The sequence below is a fragment of the Delftia sp. DT-2 genome, from assembly GCF_028401915.1.
Taxonomy (GTDB): domain Bacteria; phylum Pseudomonadota; class Gammaproteobacteria; order Burkholderiales; family Burkholderiaceae_C; genus Comamonas; species Comamonas tsuruhatensis.
The window spans coordinates 25872-44625 of sequence record NZ_JAQOTI010000023.1; the positions used below are offsets into that span (position 1 = coordinate 25872).

The following is an 18754-nucleotide window of genomic DNA, read 5'->3' on the forward strand; positions in this document are numbered from 1 at the left end:
TGCTCAGTAGTGCCTGACCCGCGCCATGCTCACAATAGCTGTCATACCCATACTGATAGAGACAGCCATGCAAACGGCCATTCCCTGCCTGCTGATGCGGGGCGGTACTTCCAAGGGCCCCTTCTTCCGGGCCACCGATCTTCCCTCCGACCTGCCCACGCGTGACCGCGTGCTGCTCGCGGCCATGGGCTCGCCCGACAAGCGGCAGATCGACGGCGTGGGTGGCGCGCATCCGCTGACCAGCAAGGTCGGCATCGTCAGCCTCTCCGACAAGGAAGGCATCGACCTCGAATTCCTCTTCGCCCAGCTGCAGCCCGACAAGGACACGGTGGACACCACGCCCAACTGCGGCAACATGCTGGCCGGCGTGGTTCCCTTTGCGCTGGAGACCGGCATGGTGCAGCCGCGTGGCGAGACCAGCACCTTCCGCGTGCTGACGCTGAACACCGGCATGGCGGCCGACATCACGGTGCAGACGCCCGGCGGCCAGGTGGAGTACGAAGGCTCGGCCCGCATCGACGGCGCGCCCGGCAGCTCGGCACCCATCGAAATCAGTTTCCTGGACACGGCCGGCTCGGTCTGCTCGGGCCTGCTGCCCACGGGCAAGCCCCGGGACACGGTCACGGTGACGGGCGAGGGGTTCGAAGATTTCACGCTTGACGTCACCTGCATAGACAACGGCATGCCGCTGGTGATCTTCAAGGCCGCCGACGTGGGCGCCACCGGCCTGGAGACCGTGGCCGAGCTCAACGCCGACACCGACCTCAAGCGCCGCATCGAGGCGCTGCGCCTGCAGATCTCGCAGACCATGGGCCTGGGCGATGTCTCGGCCAAGAACTATCCCAAGATGACCCTGATCGCGCCGCCCCAGCATGGCGGCGCGCTGACCACGCGCAGCTTCATCCCCCATGTCTGCCATGACGCCATCGGCGTGCTGGCGGCCGTCACCGTGGGCACGGCGGTGAAGATGCCGGGCACCGTGTGCGAGGGCGTGGCACAGCTGCAGCAGGGCACGGGTCCGCTCACCGTCTCGGTGGAGCATCCCACGGGCGAGTTCAGCGTCACGCTGGACAGCGACCCGGCCCATCCCGACGTAGTGACCAAGGCGGCCCTGCTGCGCACGGCGCGCCTGCTGATGCGTGGCGAGGTCATGGTGCCGCGCTCGGTCTGGGACGGCCGCAGGCAGGACTGAAGAAACAGCGCAGGGGCTTGCCGGCCCCTGCGGTGCAAGGGGCGGGCCGCGCGCGCAGATGCGGTATCCGCCAGGCTGAGAGACAGTGGAAGAGACAAGTCATGACATCCGTCCAGAAGGACGCCGCAGCAACCGGCGTCAATGTGCAGACCCTGCTCAACGAGCACCCGTTCTCGGGATTCCAGTGGGTGATCTTTGCGCTGTGTTTCCTGATCGTTCTGCTCGATGGCTTTGATACGGCGGCCATCGGCTATATCGCGCCCTCGCTGATCACCGAGTGGGGCGTGAGCAAGCCCGCGCTGGCGCCCGTGCTCAGCGCTGCGCTGTTCGGCCTGGCCGCAGGCGCGATCTTCTCGGGCCCGCTGGCCGACCGCCTGGGCCGCAAGACCGTGCTCGTGGGCTCGGTCGCGGTGTTTGCCGTGGCCTGCCTGGGTTCCGGCTTTTCCCCCGACATCTGGACCCTGGCCGTGCTGCGCTTCGTCACCGGCCTGGGCCTGGGCGCCGCCATGCCCAATGCCGTCACGCTGATGAGCGAGTACTGCCCTGATTCGCGCCGTGCCACGCTGACCAACGCCATGTTTTGCGGATTTCCGCTGGGCGCGGCCTTCGGTGGCTTTCTGGCGGCCTGGATGATCCCGCATTTCGGCTGGCGCAGCGTGCTCATCCTGGGCGGTGCCGCGCCGCTGCTGCTGCTGGTGGCCCTGGTCGTGCTGCTGCCGGAGTCGGTGCGCCACATGGTGGCCAACAACTACCCGGCCGATCGCATCCGCAAGGTTCTGGCGCGCATTGCCGGTGATGCCGTGCAGGGCGTGCAGCGTTTCGTGCTGACCGAGGCCAGGCCCGAGGCCCAGGCCGGCAGCGGCATGGGCGTGGTGCTCTCGCGCCAGTACCGCGTGGGCTCGGTGATGCTGTGGATCGCCTACTTCATGGGCCTGGTCATCTTCTACGCGCTGATGAACTGGATGCCCGTGCTGTTCAAGGAAGCGGGCCTGGACCCCAAGACCGGCACCCTGGTGGCGGCGCTGTTCCCGCTGGGCGGCGTGGGCGCCGTGCTGTTCGGCTGGCTCATGGACCGCTTCAATGCCAACCGCATCATCGCCATCGGCTATGCGCTGACGGCGGCCTCCATCTGGTGGATAGGCCAGACGGCCGGCCACCTGGGCTGGCTGGTGGTGGCCGTCTTCCTGGCCGGCACCATCATGAACACCGCCCAGTCGTCCATGCCGGCGCTGGCCGCCGCCTTCTATCCGACACGCGGCCGCGCCACGGGCGTGGCCTGGATGCTGGGCATCGGGCGCTTCGGCGGCATCGCGGGCTCCTTCCTGGTGGCCGAGCTGTCGGCGCGCCACATGGCCTTCAGCGAGATCTTTGCCGTGGTGGCCATTCCTGGCGTGATCGCCATGGCCGCCCTCATCATCAAGCAGTACAGCAGTCCCGAGCCGCAGGGCGGCGCGGTGCCTGCCACGCCCCTTCATTGACACATTCCCACCCCATAAAGACGCAGGAGACCCTCCGATGATCATCGACGTACACGGCCACTACACCACCGCGCCCGCGGCCCTGGGCGCCTGGCGCGACCTGCAGATCGCGGGACTCAAGGACCCGTCCAAGGCCCCGCGGGCCAGCGAGCTGAAGATCAGCGACGACGAGATCCGCGAGACCATCGAGACCAACCAGCTCAAGCTGATGAAGCAGCGCGGCTCCGATCTCACCATCTTCAGCCCGCGCGCCAGCTTCATGGCGCACCACATCGGCGACTTCGAGACATCGAGCACCTGGGCCGCCATCTGCAACGAGCTGTGCTACCGCGTCAGCCAGCTGTTCCCCGATCACTTCATCCCGGCCGCCATGCTGCCGCAGTCGCCCGGGGTGGACCCCAAGACCTGCATTCCCGAGCTGGTCAAGTGCGTGGAGCAGTACGGCAACGTGGGCATCAACCTGAACCCCGATCCGTCAGGCGGCCACTGGACCTCGCCCCCGCTGTCGGACCGCTCCTGGTACCCCATCTACGAAAAGATGGTGGAGTACGACATCCCGGCCATGGTCCACGTCTCCACCAGCTGCAACGCGTGCTTCCACACCACGGGCGCCCACTATCTGAATGCCGACACCACGGCCTTCATGCAGTGCCTGACCAGCGACCTGTTCAAGGACTTCCCCACGCTCAAGTTCCTGATCCCCCATGGCGGCGGTGCCGTGCCCTACCACTGGGGCCGTTTCCGCGGCCTGGCGCAGGAACTCAAGAAGCCGCTGCTGGACGAGCACCTGCTCAACAACATCTTCTTCGACACCTGCGTCTACCACCAGCCGGGCATCGACCTGCTGACCAAGGTGATCCCGGTCAAGAACATCCTGTTCGCCAGCGAGATGATCGGCGCCGTGCGCGGCATCGATCCGACCACGGGCCACTACTACGACGACACCAAGCGCTACATCGAGGCCACGGCCAACCTCACCGAAGAAGAGCGCTACCAGGTCTACGAAGGCAACGCGCGCCGCGTGTTCCCGCGCCTGGACGCCGCCCTCAAGCAAAAGGGCCTGTAAGCAGGCCGCCACCACAGATCAAGGAGAACACCATGTACGAACTCGGTGTGGTTTACCGCAACATCCAGCGCGCCGACCGCGCGGCCGCCGACGGCCTGGCCGCCCTGGGCTCGGCCACCGTCCACGAGGCCATGGGCCGCGTGGGCCTGCTCAAGCCCTATATGCGTCCCATCTACGCGGGCCAGCAGGTCTCGGGCACGGCCGTCACCGTGCTGCTGCAGCCCGGCGACAACTGGATGATGCATGTGGCCGCAGAGCAGATCCAGCCCGGCGACATCGTGGTCGCGGCCGTGACCTCGGAATGCACGGACGGCTACTTCGGCGACCTGCTGGCCACCAGCTTCCAGGCGCGCGGCGCGCGTGCGCTGATCATCGACGCCGGCGTGCGCGACGTGAAGACGCTGCAGGAAATGAACTTCCCCGTGTGGAGCCGCGCCATCTCCTCCAAGGGCACGATCAAGGCCACGCTGGGCTCGGTCAACATCCCCGTGGTCTGCGCAGGCATGTGGGTCACGCCCGGCGACGTGATCGTGGCCGACGATGACGGCGTGGTCTGCGTGCCCGCCGCCAAGGCCGCCGAAACCCTGGCTGCCGCGCAAAAGCGAGAGAGCTTCGAGGGCGAGAAGCGCGCCAAGCTGGCTTCCGGCGTGCTGGGCCTGGACATGTACAAGATGCGCGAGCCGCTCGAAAAGGCCGGCCTTCGTTACATCGATTGAAGGAGGGAACATGAGCGCTTTTGAAAAGACCCCCGGCTGGCTGGACTGGTACGCCGGCCCCTCCAAGCCCAAGTTCCGGGTGCCCGCAGGCGCCGTCGATGCGCATTGCCACGTCTTCGGCCCTGGCGATGAATTCCCGTTCGCGCCCGAGCGCAAGTACACGCCCTGCGATGCCAGCAAGCAGCAGCTGTTCGCGCTGCGCGACCACCTGGGCTTTGCGCGCAACGTCATCGTGCAGGCCACCTGCCACGGCGCCGACAACCGCGCCATGGTCGATGCCTGCAAGGCCGCCGGCGGCAAGGCGCGCGGCGTGGCCACGGTGCGCCGCAGCGTGACCGACGAGGAACTGCAGGAACTGCACGCCGCCGGCGTGCGCGGCGTGCGCTTCAACTTCGTCAAGCGCCTGGTGGACTTCACGCCCAAGGACGAGCTGATGGAGATCGCGGGCCGCATCGCCAAGCTCGGCTGGCATGTGGTCATCTACTTCGAGGCCGTGGACCTGCCCGAGCTGTGGGATTTCTTCACCAGCCTGCCCACCACCGTGGTCGTGGACCACATGGGCCGCCCCGACGTGAGCAAGCCCGTGGACGGGCCCGAGTTCGAGCTGTTTCTCAAGTTCATGCGCGAGCACCAGAACGTCTGGAGCAAGGTCAGCTGCCCAGAGCGCCTGTCCGTCACCGGCCCCAAGGCGCTGGACGGCGAGCAAAATGCCTACCGTGACGTGGTGCCCTTCGCCCGCCGCGTGGTCGAGGAATTCCCCGACCGCGTGCTGTGGGGAACCGACTGGCCCCACCCCAATCTGAAGGACCACATGCCCGACGACGGCCTGCTGGTCGATTTCATCCCGCACATTGCACCGACTGCCGAGCTGCAGAAGAAGCTGCTGGTCGACAACCCCATGCGTCTGTACTGGCCCGAAGAAGCCTGATGGCGACCATGTCCGGCCTGGGTGCCGGACATATTCAAGGAGATATCCATGGCATTGGACAAACCCTATCTGGACGTGCCCGGCACCATCATTTTTGATGCCGAGCAGTCCCGCAAAGGCTACTGGCTCAACCAGTTCTGCATGTCGCTGATGAAGGCCGAGAACCGCGAGCGCTTCAAGGCCGACGAGCGTGCCTACCTGGACGAATGGGCCATGAGCGAGGAGCAGAAGCAGGCCGTCCTGGCCCGCGATCTGAACTGGTGCATGCGCACGGGCGGCAACATCTACTTCCTGGCCAAGATCGGCGCCACGGATGGCAAGAGCTTCCAGCAAATGGCCGGCTCCATGACCGGCATGTCGGAAGAGGAATACCGCAACATGATGGTGAGCGGAGGCCGTTCGGCCGAAGGCAACCGCCGCGTGGGCGAGGAGGGCGATGCCCAGGCCCACCGCCAGCCGCAGGGCAAGGCCGGCAGCGTGGACAAGAACAACAAGGAAGGCAACTGACATGGCGCGCATCACCGCATCCGTCTACACCTCGCATGTGCCCGCCATCGGCGCGGCCATGGACCTGGGCAAGGTGGGCGACCCCTATTGGCAGCCGCTGTTCAAGGGCTTCGAGCACTCGCGCCAATGGCTCAAGGACAACAAGCCCGACGTGATCTTCCTGGTCTACAACGACCACGCGACCGCGTTCAGCCTGGACTTCATTCCGACGTTTGCCATCGGCACGGCCGCTGAATACCAGCCCGCCGACGAAGGCTGGGGCCCGCGCCCCGTGCCCAAGGTCATCGGCCATCCGGAACTGGCCAGCCACATTGCGCAGTCGGTGATCCAGCAGGACTTCGACCTGACCATCGTCAACAAGATGGACGTGGACCACGGCCTGACCGTGCCGCTGTCGCTGATGTGCGGCGAGCAGGACGCGCGCACGGGCGCCTGGCCCTGCCCGGTGATTCCGTTTGCCGTCAACGTGGTGCAGTACCCCGTGCCGTCGGGCCAGCGCTGCTTCAACCTGGGCCGCGCCATCCGCCGCGCCGTGGAAAGCTTCGACGAAGACCTGAACGTGCAGATCTGGGGCACGGGCGGCATGAGCCACCAGCTGCAGGGCGCGCGTGCGGGCCTGATCAACAAGGAGTGGGACAACCGCTTCCTGGACCTGCTGATCGAGAACCCTGCCGGCCTGGCCAAGATGCCGCATATCGACTACGTGCGCGAGGCTGGCTCCGAAGGCATCGAGCTCGTGATGTGGCTGATCGCGCGCGGCGCCATGGCCGATGTGGACGGCCCCGCGCCGCTGCCCAAGGTCAACCACCGCTTCTACCATGTGCCCGCGTCCAATACGGCCGTGGGACATCTCATCCTGGAGAACGGCTGAGGCCCCCACGTTCATCACTGCGTGTATTCACTGCCCCCCGAGGGGGCCTTCGCCTCCTTGAGGCGGCTCTACGGAGACTCATATGAGCAACAAGACCATCAAAGTCGCCCTGGCGGGCGCCGGTGCCTTCGGCATCAAGCACCTGGACGGCATCAAGAACATCGACGGCGTGGAAGTCGTCTCCCTGGTGGGCCGCGAGCTGGCCAAGACCCAGGAAGTGGCCGACAAGTACGGCATCCAGCATGTGACCACCGAGCTGGCCGACAGCCTGGCCCTGCCCGAGGTGGACGCCGTCATCCTGTGCACGCCCACGCAAATGCACGCCGCCCAGGCCATCGAATGCCTGAAGGCCGGCAAGCATGTGCAGGTGGAGATCCCGCTGGCCGACAGCCTCAAGGACGCGCAGGCCGTGGCCGATCTGCAAAAGCAGACCGGCCTGGTGGCCATGTGCGGCCATACGCGCCGCTTCAACCCCAGCCACCAGTGGGTGCACAAGAAGATCGCGGCCGGCGAGTTCAACATCCAGCAGATGGATGTGCAGACCTACTTCTTCCGCCGCACCAACATGAACGCGCTGGGCCAGGCCCGCAGCTGGACCGACCACCTGCTGTGGCACCACGCTGCCCACACCGTGGACCTGTTCGCCTACCAGGCCGGCAGCCCCATCGTGAAGGCCAACGCCGTGCAAGGCCCCATCCACCCGGAACTGGGCATTGCCATGGACATGAGCATCCAGCTCAAGGCCGCCAATGGCGCCATCTGCACGCTGAGCCTGTCGTTCAACAACGACGGCCCGCTGGGCACCTTCTTCCGCTACATCGGCGACACCGGCACCTACATCGCGCGCTATGACGACCTCGTCAACGGCAAGGAAGAGAAGATCGACGTTTCCAAGGTCGACGTGTCCATGAACGGCATCGAGCTGCAGGACCGCGAGTTCTTCGCCGCCATCCGCGAAGGCCGCGAGCCCAATTCCAGCGTGGCCCAGGTGCTGCCCTGCTATCAGGTCCTGCACGATCTGGAAAAACAGCTCACCCCCTGAGCCGCTTCGCGTCTTCCCCCTGAAAGGGGGACGACACCCTCGGTGCGGGGCGGCCCTTCCTCGGTGTCTCTGAGTTGGGCCGCGCCAGTTTTACGCGTATTTGATCGTAGGAGAGCGATGCCACTTGGGCGTGGCACGACGATCATGTTTCCACCCGGAGTACCGCAATGACCGATTCCTCCTCCAGCAGCCGGGAAGACGTGCCCGAGGCGTCCAATCGCCTCGGGATCGACGGCATAGAGTTCATCGAGTACACGACCAGCCAGCCCCAGGCCCTGGGCCAGGTGCTGGAGGGGCTGGGCTTTCGCCCCGTGGCGCGGCACCGCTCGCGCGAGGTGACGCTGTACCGGCAGGGGGACATGAACCTGGTGGTCAATGCGGGCGCCGCCGATGTGCTGGCCCATGCCGCCTCGGACGGGCAGCCCGTCATCTCGGCCGTGGCGCTGCGCGTGCAGGATGCCCTGCAGGCGCATACGCGCTGCATCGAGCTGGGAGCCTGGGCGGCGCCCAGCCAGGCCCAGGCGATGGAGCTGCACATCCCGGCCATCCACGGCCCGGGTGGCAGCCGCTTCTACTTTGTCGATCGATGGCAGGAGTTCTCCATCTACGACATTGATTTCAAGCCCATCGCCGGGGCCGATTCCCATCCACCGGCGCTGGCCGGCCTGGGCTATTTCGGCGTGGTCCAGTACATAGGGCGTGGCCGCAGCGCCGACTGGATCACCTACTTCGAACGCATGTTCGACTTCCACCTGCTGCCCGACGCGCAGCGCTTCGGCATCCTGCCCAAGGGCAAGCTCATGCGCAGCCCCTGCAAGCGCTTCCTGTGGCAGCTCATCGAGCCCGATCCGGGCCTGGAGTGGGACGACATGCCCGAGCGCCTGCAGCGCATCGGGCTGGGCACCACCGACGTGCCTGGCGCCGTGCAGGCGCTGCGCCAGCGCGGCGTGGAGTTCGTGGAATCGAGCCGCCTGCACCCCGATGACCGCGGCGCGCTCACGCGCAACGCCATGGGCACCGTGGTGTTCGAGCTGGTGCACCGCGACGCCTAGCGCAAAGCCTGGCGCGCCGCCGTCCGATTCAACCGCCGATACACACAACGATCCTGGAGGGCAACATGGGCTTGCTGGACAGCTATGGCATGGACACCATCACTCTGAATGGCTCGCTGGAGGCCAAGCTCGACGCCATCCGGCGCGCGGGCTTCACCCAGGTCATGCTCAGTGCGCGCGACCTGGCCGGCCACCCCGGCGGCGTCAAGGCGGCTGCGGCGGCGGTGCGCGCCAGCGGCCTGCGGCCCACGGGCTTTCAGGTGCTGCGCGACTTCGAGGGCCTGTCCGACCACCTGCACCACTACAAGGTGGACATCGCCAAATCCATGCTGGAGATGTGCGCCGAGATCGGCAGCCCCGTGCTGCTGGCCTGCTCGTCCACCTCGCGCCATGCCACGGGCGACCTCGACGTGATTGCGCGCGACCTGCGCAAGCTGGCCATGCTCGGCATTCCGCTGGGCGTGAAGATCGCCTACGAGGGCCTGTCCTGGGGCCGCAACGTCAACGAATTCACCACCAGCTGGGACGTGGTCTGCCGCGCCGACATGTCCAACCTGGGCATCGGCCTGGACTCCTTCCACATCCTGGCCGCCAAGACGCCGCTGGATGCGCTGGAGCTGATCGACCGCGACAAGATCTTCCTGGTGCAGCTGTCCGACTTCATGTGGCATGACGCGCCCACCTTCGAGGAACGCATGACCACGGCGCGCACCTTCCGCGTGTTTCCGGGCGAGGGCGTGCACAGCGAGCGCCTGGCCGACCTGGTGCTGCGCCTGGACCGCTTGGGCTACCGTGGCGACTACAGCTTCGAGGTCTTCAACGACGACTACCAGCAACTGCCGCTGGACACCGTGGCCGAGCGCGCGCGCCGCAGCGCGCAGTGGCTCAACGACGACGTGCTGCACCGGCCCGTGCCGCTGCCGGCCTGGGCGCGCACAGGCGTGCGGGGCGCTGCGGTTTGACGGCAAAATCGTTGTGCGAATGCACTGCAAGGGAGCGCCGGCCGCTCCCTTTCTTCTTTTCCCTGTGAGCCACCATGACCAACCTGTCCACACGAAACCTGGGTCCCTTCTCCGTCAGCGCCGTCGGCCTGGGCTGCATGAACCTCAGCCACGCCTATGGCCATCCGCCGTCGCCCGAGCAGGGCAGGGCCGTGCTGCATGCGGCGCTGGACGCCGGTATCACGCTGTTCGACACGGCGGCGCTGTATGGCTTCGGCGCCAATGAATCCCTGGTCGGCCCCGTGCTCAAGTCCCACCGCAACCACATCACCCTGGCCAGCAAATGCGGCATGGCTGGCGTGCGCGGCGACGACGGCGTGGTGCGCCGCGTGATCGATGGCCACCCCAGGACCCTGCGCCGCAATTGCGAAGACAGCCTGCAGCGCCTGGGCACCGATGTCATCGACCTCTACTACCTGCACCGCTGGGACCGCCGCGTGCCCATCGAGGAATCGGTGGGCGAGATGTCGCGCCTGGTGGAAGAGGGCAAGGTGCGCGCCCTGGGCCTGTCCGAGATCGGCGCCGACGCGCTGCGCCGCGCCCATGCCACCTTCCCCATCGCCGCGCTGCAAAGCGAGTATTCGCTGTGGTCGCGCAATGCCGAGCTGGGCACGCTGCAGGCCTGCAAGGAACTGGGCATTGCCTACGTGGCCTTCAGCCCGCTGGGCCGCGCCTTCCTCACCGGCAAGCTCCAGAAGGTCGAGGGCCTGGTCAAGGGCGATATCCGCGCCGCCATGCCGCGCTTCGCGCCCGAGGCCTATGCGAAGAACCTGCAGCTGCTCGCGCCCATGCAGTCCATTGCCGAGCGCGCCGACTGCACGCTGGCCGAGCTGGCCATCGCCTGGGTGCTGCATCAGGGCGAGCATGTGATTGCCCTGCCGGGCACCACCAGCGTGGACCACCTGCACGAAGACCTGCGCGGCGGCGCCGTGCGCCTGGATGCGGCCCTGCTGGCCGAACTGGACGACCTCTTCAAGCCCGAGCGCATCCAGGGCGACCGCTATGCCGTGGCCTCGCAGCGCGAGGTGGATACGGAAAAGTACGCGTTCGAGACCGTCTGAACACGCCGCAGGCCGCTCATGGCATGGATGCGGCCAGGTCGAATGGCGCCGTGGGCGTGCCCTGGTGGAAGCGCATCTGCCAGCCCCGCGCCGTGCGCAGCCAGACCGAAGAGCGCAGCGTATGCCGGCCGGCCGTTCCATCCTCGGCCACGCTGGCCGAGCGGTAGGTCAGCAGCGCGCTGTCCGGTCCCAGGCGCGCCAGCGCAAAGCCGCCTGACACCAGCCGGGCAGGAGCCTGTGCTGGCAAGGCGTCCGCCAGGCTGTCCACGGTGGCGGCCCGGTCGTGCACGCCGCCCGATCGGCCGAATTCCAGAAAGTCTTCATGCAGCAGCGCCTGCAGCTGGCCTGCGTCCGATCGCACCTGCGGATCGTGCAGCTGCACTTCCAGTGCCTGCAGATGCTGCAGCAGATGGTCGTCGCCGCCATGCATGTCCAGGTCAGGAAGTTGCGCCATGGCCATGTCGTTCACCATCAGATCAGATCCCGCATGGCCTGCGCCGTCTCGCGCAGCATGGGCAGCACGCGCGCCACGGCGTCCTTGCCGGTTTCGCGGCCCATGGGCATGGTGATGTTGAGGGCGCCGGCCAGCGCGCCGTGGCGGTCGCGCAGCGGCACGGCAATGCCGCGCGAGTCCAGGTTCAGCTGCTGCTCGCACAGGGCCCAGTCCTGGGTGCGGATCAAGGCCAGCTCGCGGCGCATTTCGGCGGGGCAGGTGATGGTGTGCGAGGTGAAGACCGTCAGCGCGCGGTTGTCCAGCCAGTGCTCCAGCTCGGCGTCGCTGCGCATGGACAGCATCAGCATGCCGGCCGCCGTGACCTGGGCCGGCACGCGCGCGCCCAGCACGTAGCCGGTGTTCATGTTGCGGTTGGGTCCGTTGCGCGCGATGTAGACCACCTCGTCGTCGTCCAGCACCGCCAGGTAGGCGGTTTCATGGGTGCCGGCGGCCACGCGCTGCAGGAACGGCTGGACGATGCGCGGCAGCCGCGCCGACTCCAGGTACGACTGCCCCAGCCGCAGTACGCGCGGCGTGAGCCAGAACAGCTTGCCGTCCCCCGCCACATAGCCCATGTGCTGCAGCGTCAGCAGGTAGCGCCGCGCGGCGGTGCGCGCCATGCCCGTGCGCTGGCCGGCCTCGGCGGCCGTCATGCGCGGGTGGGCGTCGTCAAAGGCTTCGATGATCGATACGCCGCGTTCCAGTCCGGCAATCCAGTCGCGCTGGGCGAGGGTGGAAGGTGTTGTCATGACGGTTTTGATTTTTCCGGATTAACCCTGGGTGCGTGCGATTATCGAACAGCGCCGTGCGATCAGCGCACATGCCTTTCGAAATTGGCTTGGGCGCATCCATAGGCGGGAACTACATTTTTTACATCCCGCCGGCCTGGCCGCAAGCATCGGGCAGGGGCCTTTTCTACATGGAGGAGACAACACATGAGCGCAACCCCGATACACACACAGCCCACCGGGCACCAGCCGCGCAAGGCCGCCACCAGCGGCTGGATAGGCTCGGCCCTGGAGTACTACGACTTCTTCATCTACGCCACGGCGGCTGCGCTGATCTTTCCGCAGATCTTCTTTCCGCAGGGTGATCCGGCGATTGCCATCATCGCCTCGCTGGCCACCTATGGCGTGGGCTATGTGGCGCGGCCCATCGGCGCCTTCGTGCTGGGCCATCTGGGCGATACGCACGGGCGCAAGCAGGTGCTGGTGTGGTGCATGTTCCTGATGGGCTTTTCCACCATCGCCGTGGGCCTGCTGCCCACCTATGACCAGGTCGGCCTGTGGGCGCCCGCGCTGCTGGTGCTGATGCGGCTGATACAGGGCTTTGCGGTGGCCGGCGAGATCTCGGGCGCCAGCTCCATGATCCTGGAGCATGCCCCGTTCGGGCGGCGCGGCTTCTTCGCCAGCTTCACGCTGCAGGGCGTGCAGGCCGGCCAGATCCTGGCAGCGGCTGTGTTCCTGCCGCTGGCGCACTACATGCCTCCCGAGCAGTTCAACAGCTGGGGCTGGCGCATTCCCTTCATCCTGAGCTTCGTCGTCATCATCGCGGGCTGGATCATCCGCCGCGAGGTCAACGAGACCCCGGCCTTCACCGCCGCAGGCCGCAGCGAGGCGCGTCCGCGTTCGCCCGTGGTCGAGGCCTTCCGCCACCATTCGCCCGACATGCTGCGCGTGGTCTGCATGGCGCTGATGAACGTGATCCCGGTGGTGGCCACCATCTTCGGCGCGGCCTACGCCGTGCAGCCCGCCTACGGCATCGGCTTCGCCAAGGACATGTACCTGTGGATTCCCGTGGTGGGCAACATCGTCGCGGTGCTGGTGATCCCCATGGTGGGCAACCTGTCCGACCGCATCGGCCGGCGCCCGCCCATCATCTTCGGCGCGCTGCTGTCGGGCCTGCTGGCCATCGGCTACCTCTACGCCATCAGCGAACGCAACATGCCGCTGGCCTTCGCCATGTCCATCCTGATGTGGGGCGTGGTCTACCAGGGCTACAACGCGGTGTTCCCCAGCTTCTACCCCGAGCTGTTCCCCACCCGCACCCGCGTCTCGGCCATGGCCATCTCGCAGAACGTGGGCACGGCCATCACCGCCATGCTGCCCGCGCTGTTCACGGCCGTGGCGCCTCCGGGTGCGCACAACATCTGGCTGACCGTGGGCCTGATCGCCTTCGGCATCACCGTGGTGGCCGCCCTGGCCGCGTGGAGCGCCCGCGAGACCTACCGCGTGCGCATGGAAGACCTGGGCGAGGCCGGTGCGCAGCCCGTGGCAGCTGCCGAGTACGACCGCCTGCGCAACCAGGCCCTGGCCCAGTCCGGCCGCTGAATCCTGCAACCCAAGGCATCCGAAGGCCCCAGGAAATGATTTCCGGAAAAACCACCCTCATCGCCCACATCGGCGACCCGACCGAGACCTTCAAGTCGCCCATGATCTACAACCCGTGGTTCGACGGCCGGGGCATAGACGCCTGCGTCGTGCCCATGGGCGTGAAGGCGGCGCATTTCGCCGGCGACTTTGCCGCCATCATGCGTTTCACCAACCTGCGCGGCGCGCTGATCACCATGCCGCACAAGGTGTCCGTGGTGGACCTGGTGCACGAGGTCACGCCCGCCGTGCACATTGCAGGCGCCTGCAATGCCGTGCTGCGGCGCGAGGACGGCACGCTGCTGGGCGACCAGTTCGACGGCGCGGGCTTTGTGCGCGGCGTGCTGCGCAAGGGGCGGCAGTTGCAGGGCGCGCGGGTGCTGATTTCCGGGGCGGGTGGAGTGGGCTCGGCGATTGCCGCCTCGCTGGCGGCGGCCGGCGTGGGCGAGCTGATGCTGTTCGACACGCGGGACGAGAGCGCGCAGGCCCTGGCCGGTCGGCTCGCTGCCTACTACCCGAGGATGAAGGTGGGCACGGGCTCCAGGGACCCGCAGGGCTTTGACGTGGTCGTCAACGCCACGCCGCTGGGCATGAAGGACGATGACCCGCTGCCGTTCGATGTGCAGCGCATCGCACCCACCGCCTTTGTGGGCGAGGTGGTGATGAAGTCCGAGTTCACGCCGCTGCTGCGCGCCGTGCGCGACAAGGGCTGCGACTTCCAGGTGGGCACGGACATGCTGTTCGAGATGATTCCCGCCTACCTGGAATTCTTCGGCTTCGGCAGCGCCACGCCCGACGAGCTGCGCGCCACCGCCCACATCTCCTACTGATCCAGCCAACAGACAACCGGCCCTGGATGCGTCCGGGGCAGGGCGCAGCCACGCCCGAAAAAGCATTTTTCACAGAGAAGGAGACAAGAACATGCAACAGCAAATGCACCAGACACCGCGAGTGCCGCAGCGCGGGGCCCTTCGCATCCTGGCCCTGGCCACCGTGCTGGGCGCCTGGGGAGCGGGCGCCCAAGCCCAGTCCTCGGTCACCATCTACGGCAGCGTGGACCAGTACATCAACCACATGCGCAGCAGCTCGGGCGCATCCATGACCACGCTGGAGGACGGTGCCCTGCTGCGCAGCCGCCTGGGCTTTCGCGGTCAGGAAGACCTGGGTGGCGGCCTGTACGCGAAGTTCCAGCTGGAGATGGGCATCAACGCCGACAACGGCACGCAGGCCGACAGCACGCGCGGCTTCGACCGCCAAAGCTGGGTGGGCCTGGGCGGCGGCTGGGGCGAGGTGCGGCTGGGCCGGCAGAACACCGTGATCTTCGGGCGCGGCGACTACATCGACTTCACCTCGCGCACCTTGGGATCGATGGTCAACAACTTCGGCGTGCCCTCGCGCTTCGAAAACGACATCTCCTACACCTCGCCGCGCATGGCCGGCTTCCTGTTCGAGGCCCACTACGCCATGGCCGAGACCGGTGCTCCAGCGCGCCAGGCCATCTACCAGCTGGGCCTGGACTACCTGAACGGCCCCTACCGCGTCGGCTATGCCGGGCTGTATGCGCGTGCGCCGCAGAGCGCGGCCTATACCGACGCGGTCCGCTACGACAACCTCTACGCCAACTACGACTACGGCAAGGGCAAGGTCCAGCTGGCCTTTGTGCGGTCCAACAACAGCACGGCGGGCTCGGCGGGCAACAACACGGGCACGGTGCTGGGCAATGTGGGCGGGTTGGTGGCGGGCACGAACGCCGACGTGCGCCGCTTCTACCGCGTCTGGCAGCTGTCGGCCGACTACCGCGTGACGCCGCAGCTGCGCGTGGGCGCACTGTGGGGCCGCATACAGGATGGCTCGGACAGCGGGCGCGGCGCATCGGGCGGCGCGGTCGCGGCCTACTACGACCTGTCCAAGCGCACCATGCTCTACGCGGTGGCCGAGCAGTTGAAGAACGACCGCAATGCGGGCTTTAGGCTGGCGGCCTCGGGCGGCATGAAGCCCAACTTCACATCGGCCGACGACGTCAACGGCCGCACCATCAAGGGCGTGCAGCTGGGCGTGCTGCACCGCTTCTGAGGGGGCATGCCATGGCACAGCTGCACCCGCTTCGCATTGCCGTGGCCGGCGCCGGCGCGATCGGCCAGGCCCATATCGCCGCCATCGGGGCCCAGGCGGATTGCCACCTGTCCGCCATCGTGGACCCGGCGCCCGCAGCCCGGGAGCTTGCCCAAAGGGCCGGGGTGCCGCTGTGGCGCGACCTGGGCGAGCTGATCGCCCATGACCGGCCCGACGCCGTGGTGCTGGCCACGCCCAACCGCCTGCATGCCCCGCAGGCGGCCCAGTGCATGCATGCGCGCCTGCCCGTGCTGCTGGAAAAACCCGTGACCGCCACCGTGGCCGAGGCCCAGCGGCTGGCCGCGCTGGCCGATCGCTGCGGCGCCCGGCTGCTGGTGGGCCACCACCGCGCCCACAGCCCGATCATGGCGCGGGCCGCAGCCCTCATCGCCCAGGGGCGGCTGGGCCGCCTGGTGGCCGTGACCGGTGCGGCCCTGTTCTACAAGCCGGACGCCTATTTCGAGGAAGGCTCCTGGCGTCGCGAGGCCGGTGGCGGCCCCATCCTGCTCAACATGATCCACGAGGTCCACAACCTGCGCATGCTGTGCGGCGACATCGTGGCCGTGCAGGCCTTTGCCTCGCATGCCACGCGCGGTTTTGCCGTGGAAGACACGGTGGCCATCAACCTGCGCTTTGCCAGCGGCGCGCTGGGCAGCTTTGTGCTTTCGGACACGGCCGCCAGCGCGCGCAGCTGGGAGCAGACCTCGCAGGAGAACAAGGCCTATGCCAGCTATGAGGACGAAGACTGCTACCTGGTGGCGGGCACCTTCGGCTCGCTGGCCATACCGAGCATGCGGCTGAAGACCTATGCATCGGCCGGCCAGCGCTCCTGGAATGAGCCCTTCGACCTGGATGTGGCCGCCATGGAGCGCGAAGACCCGCTGGTGCGCCAGATGGCGCATTTCGCGCAGGTGGCGCGCGGCCTGGCGCAGCCTCTGGTCAGCGTGCACGACGGCCTGCGCAACCTGCAGATCACCGAGGCCATTGCAGAGGCTGCCCGCATGGGCGCCGCCATCGACACCACGGCGTGACCCGGACATCACCGGCGCGCCATCCTCCATCCATGACATCAAGCCACGGAGCCTCCATGAAAAAGATCCTGATGCTGCACGGCATCAACCACAACATGTTCGGCCAGCGCGACCCCGCCCAATACGGCACGGTCACGCTGGCCGAGATCGACGCCTCGCTGCGCAGCCTGGGCAGCCAGCTGGGCTGCGAGGTGGACAGCTTCCAGACCAATTGCGAAGGCGCCATGTGCGATCGCATCCACCAGGGCTTTCGGGACGGCGTCGATGGCGTGCTCATCAACGCCGGCGCCTGGACGCACTACAGCTACGGCATCCGCGACGCGCTGGCCATGCTCACCGTGCCCGTGGTGGAGATCCACATGAGCAACATCCATGCGCGCGAGCCCTTCCGCCACCACTCGGTGTTTGCCGACATCGTCCGGGGCCAGATCTGCGGCTTCGGCGCGGACAGCTATCTGCTGGGCCTGCGGGCCGTGCTGTCCGCCGTCGCATAGGATGCATGGCGCGCAACTGGCCATGTATCGTCCTTCGAACTCCCTCGCTCGACGCGCCGCATGCCGTGACCAGGCTTCATTGAGATGAACTTCGCTGATCCCGGCCCGCGCCGCTCCGTTTCCTTTCTCCTGCTGCTGCCGCTGCTGCTGGCCGCGCAGCCGGTCGCCACCGATGGCTATCTGCCGGCGTTGCCCGAGATCGCGCGCGACCTGGGCTCGGCCAGCAGCAGCCTGACCGTGTTCATGCTGGCCTTCGGTGTCGCCCAGCTGGTGTGCGGACCGCTGTCCGACCGCTTAGGGCGCCGGCCCGTGCTGCTGACGGGGCTGGCCTGCTACACGGCAGCGGCGGCAGGCTGTGCGCTGGCGGGCAGCGCGGACGCACTGGTGGCCTGGCGCGCCGTGCAGGGCGCGGCCATGGCGGCCATCCTGGTGTGCGCACGGGCTGCGGTGCGCGACCTGTATCCGGCCCATGAAGGGCCGCGCATCATGGCCCGCGGCCTGATGGGCCTGGGGCTGGTGGCCCTGGTGGCGCCGATTGCCGGTGCATGGGGCGTCCAGGCCACCGGCTGGCGCTGGGTGCTGGTGGCGATGGGCGTCTACTCGCTGGCTTTGCTGGCACTGTGCTGGCGCACTTTCAGCGAGACGCGGCAAGTGCCAGCGGAGTCTGCCCCGGTCCTCGCATCCGTACCCGTATCCGTATCCGCTGGCGGTGTGCGCCAGGTGATCGCCGACCCCGGCTTTTGCGCCTGGACGGCACTGGCCGCAGCCACCTACGGCGGCATCTTCTGCTTTTTGCTGCTGTCGCCGATGGTGTACGTCGACCTGTTCGGCCTGTCGCCCGTGCTCTACGGCTGGATTCCAGCGGGCGGCTCGCTGGTCTACATCCTCGGCATCACATGGTGCCGGCGCCTGCTGTCGCGCCACGGGCCGGTGCGCACGGTGCAGCTGGGCGCTACGCTCAGTCTGCTGGGGCCGTGCATCCAGATCGCCGGCTGCGTGCTGGCGCCGACCTCGCCCTTTCCACTGCTGCTGGGGCACGCGGTGTATGCACTGGGCCATGGCCTGCACCAGCCTTGCGGCCAGGCGGGCGCGGTGGGTGGCCTGCCGCCGCAGCTGGCTGGGCGGGCCGTGTCGTGTTCGGGCTTTGCGATCATGTGCGTGGCCTTCTGCGCCGGCCAGCTGGCGGCGCAATTTGTCGATCCGACCATGCGCCACGGTGCCTGGCCGATGGTGTTGCCCATGGCGCTGGCGGGCGTTGTGCTGGTCCTCATCGCCTTTGTCTGGCTGCCGTGGCTGTACCGGGTGCCGTCAGCGCAAAGGGTTCAGCCCCGGTCATGACAC

General features: G+C 67.5%; 19 protein-coding genes. 17 read left to right on the plus strand and 2 right to left on the minus strand.

All coding sequences use genetic code 11. The features are described from left to right. The first annotated feature begins 67 nt into the window (after positions 1-67). The 11 genes from PO605_RS28445 (at position 68) to PO605_RS28495 (ending at position 10914) form a co-directional block, all read left to right on the plus strand. Complete coding sequence (locus PO605_RS28445; protein ID WP_047472054.1) at positions 68-1192, plus strand: 4-oxalomesaconate tautomerase; 1125 nt, start codon at positions 68-70, stop codon at positions 1190-1192. 101 nt (positions 1193-1293) lie between these two features. Beyond that, positions 1294-2670 carry an MFS transporter gene (locus PO605_RS28450; RefSeq protein WP_016454680.1) on the plus strand — a complete coding sequence of 459 codons (1377 nt, stop codon included), beginning with the start codon at positions 1294-1296 and terminating at the stop codon, positions 2668-2670. Positions 2671-2707: 37 nt separating this feature from the next. Then, positions 2708-3736: an amidohydrolase family protein gene (locus PO605_RS28455; protein ID WP_016454681.1), complete on the plus strand. Its 1029-nt coding sequence runs from the start codon at positions 2708-2710 to the stop codon at positions 3734-3736. 32 nt (positions 3737-3768) lie between these two features. Beyond that, the gene (gene ligK / locus PO605_RS28460; RefSeq protein WP_012206250.1) at positions 3769-4452 is read left to right on the plus strand and encodes a 4-carboxy-4-hydroxy-2-oxoadipate aldolase/oxaloacetate decarboxylase; all 684 of its coding nucleotides are present in this window, start codon (positions 3769-3771) and stop codon (positions 4450-4452) included. Between the two features lie 10 nt (positions 4453-4462). Beyond that, on the plus strand, positions 4463-5380 hold the full coding sequence (locus PO605_RS28465; protein ID WP_047472056.1) for an amidohydrolase family protein: 918 nt from the start codon (positions 4463-4465) through the stop codon (positions 5378-5380). 48 nt (positions 5381-5428) lie between these two features. Beyond that, positions 5429-5887 carry a protocatechuate 4,5-dioxygenase subunit alpha gene (gene ligA / locus PO605_RS28470; protein ID WP_016450431.1) on the plus strand — a complete coding sequence of 153 codons (459 nt, stop codon included), beginning with the start codon at positions 5429-5431 and terminating at the stop codon, positions 5885-5887. Position 5888: 1 nt separating this feature from the next. Then, on the plus strand, positions 5889-6758 hold the full coding sequence (locus PO605_RS28475) for a class III extradiol dioxygenase subunit beta (protein ID WP_047472058.1): 870 nt from the start codon (positions 5889-5891) through the stop codon (positions 6756-6758). 82 nt (positions 6759-6840) lie between these two features. After that, positions 6841-7800, plus strand: coding sequence for a Gfo/Idh/MocA family oxidoreductase (locus PO605_RS28480; RefSeq protein ID WP_016450429.1), 960 nt, complete (start codon positions 6841-6843; stop codon positions 7798-7800). A gap of 167 nt (positions 7801-7967) precedes the next feature. Further along, on the plus strand, positions 7968-8852 hold the full coding sequence (locus PO605_RS28485) for a 4-hydroxyphenylpyruvate dioxygenase (RefSeq protein ID WP_047472059.1): 885 nt from the start codon (positions 7968-7970) through the stop codon (positions 8850-8852). A 65-nt stretch (positions 8853-8917) separates the two neighbouring features. Further along, positions 8918-9814, plus strand: coding sequence for a sugar phosphate isomerase/epimerase family protein (locus PO605_RS28490; RefSeq protein ID WP_047472060.1), 897 nt, complete (start codon positions 8918-8920; stop codon positions 9812-9814). A 74-nt stretch (positions 9815-9888) separates the two neighbouring features. Next, positions 9889-10914, plus strand: a complete 1026-nt coding sequence (locus PO605_RS28495; RefSeq protein ID WP_047472062.1) for an aldo/keto reductase — start codon at positions 9889-9891, stop codon at positions 10912-10914. A 16-nt stretch (positions 10915-10930) separates the two neighbouring features. Here the strand turns inward: PO605_RS28495 and PO605_RS28500 are convergent, their stop codons facing one another. Beyond that, on the minus strand, positions 10931-11368 hold the full coding sequence (locus PO605_RS28500; RefSeq protein ID WP_231574418.1) for a nuclear transport factor 2 family protein: 438 nt from the start codon (positions 11366-11368) through the stop codon (positions 10931-10933). A 17-nt stretch (positions 11369-11385) separates the two neighbouring features. Beyond that, the gene (locus PO605_RS28505) at positions 11386-12156 is read right to left on the minus strand and encodes an IclR family transcriptional regulator domain-containing protein (RefSeq protein ID WP_047472064.1); all 771 of its coding nucleotides are present in this window, start codon (positions 12154-12156) and stop codon (positions 11386-11388) included. Between the two features lie 186 nt (positions 12157-12342). On the opposite strand from PO605_RS28505, the gene PO605_RS28510 reads away from it, so the two are divergent. From PO605_RS28510 to PO605_RS28535, 6 genes are all read left to right on the plus strand, one after another. Continuing rightward, a complete protein-coding gene (locus PO605_RS28510; RefSeq protein ID WP_016450424.1) occupies positions 12343-13737 on the plus strand; it encodes an MFS transporter in 1395 nt (464 codons plus the stop codon). A gap of 35 nt (positions 13738-13772) precedes the next feature. Continuing rightward, a complete protein-coding gene (locus PO605_RS28515; protein ID WP_047472065.1) occupies positions 13773-14606 on the plus strand; it encodes a shikimate dehydrogenase family protein in 834 nt (277 codons plus the stop codon). A gap of 91 nt (positions 14607-14697) precedes the next feature. Continuing rightward, positions 14698-15849, plus strand: a complete 1152-nt coding sequence (locus PO605_RS28520) for a porin (protein WP_047472067.1) — start codon at positions 14698-14700, stop codon at positions 15847-15849. Between the two features lie 11 nt (positions 15850-15860). Continuing rightward, positions 15861-16919, plus strand: a complete 1059-nt coding sequence (locus PO605_RS28525) for a Gfo/Idh/MocA family protein (protein WP_272207226.1) — start codon at positions 15861-15863, stop codon at positions 16917-16919. 56 nt (positions 16920-16975) lie between these two features. After that, positions 16976-17413 carry a type II 3-dehydroquinate dehydratase gene (gene aroQ / locus PO605_RS28530; protein ID WP_013801830.1) on the plus strand — a complete coding sequence of 146 codons (438 nt, stop codon included), beginning with the start codon at positions 16976-16978 and terminating at the stop codon, positions 17411-17413. An 84-nt stretch (positions 17414-17497) separates the two neighbouring features. Then, positions 17498-18751, plus strand: coding sequence for an MFS transporter (locus PO605_RS28535; RefSeq protein WP_047473993.1), 1254 nt, complete (start codon positions 17498-17500; stop codon positions 18749-18751). The last annotated feature ends 3 nt before the right edge of the window (positions 18752-18754 follow it).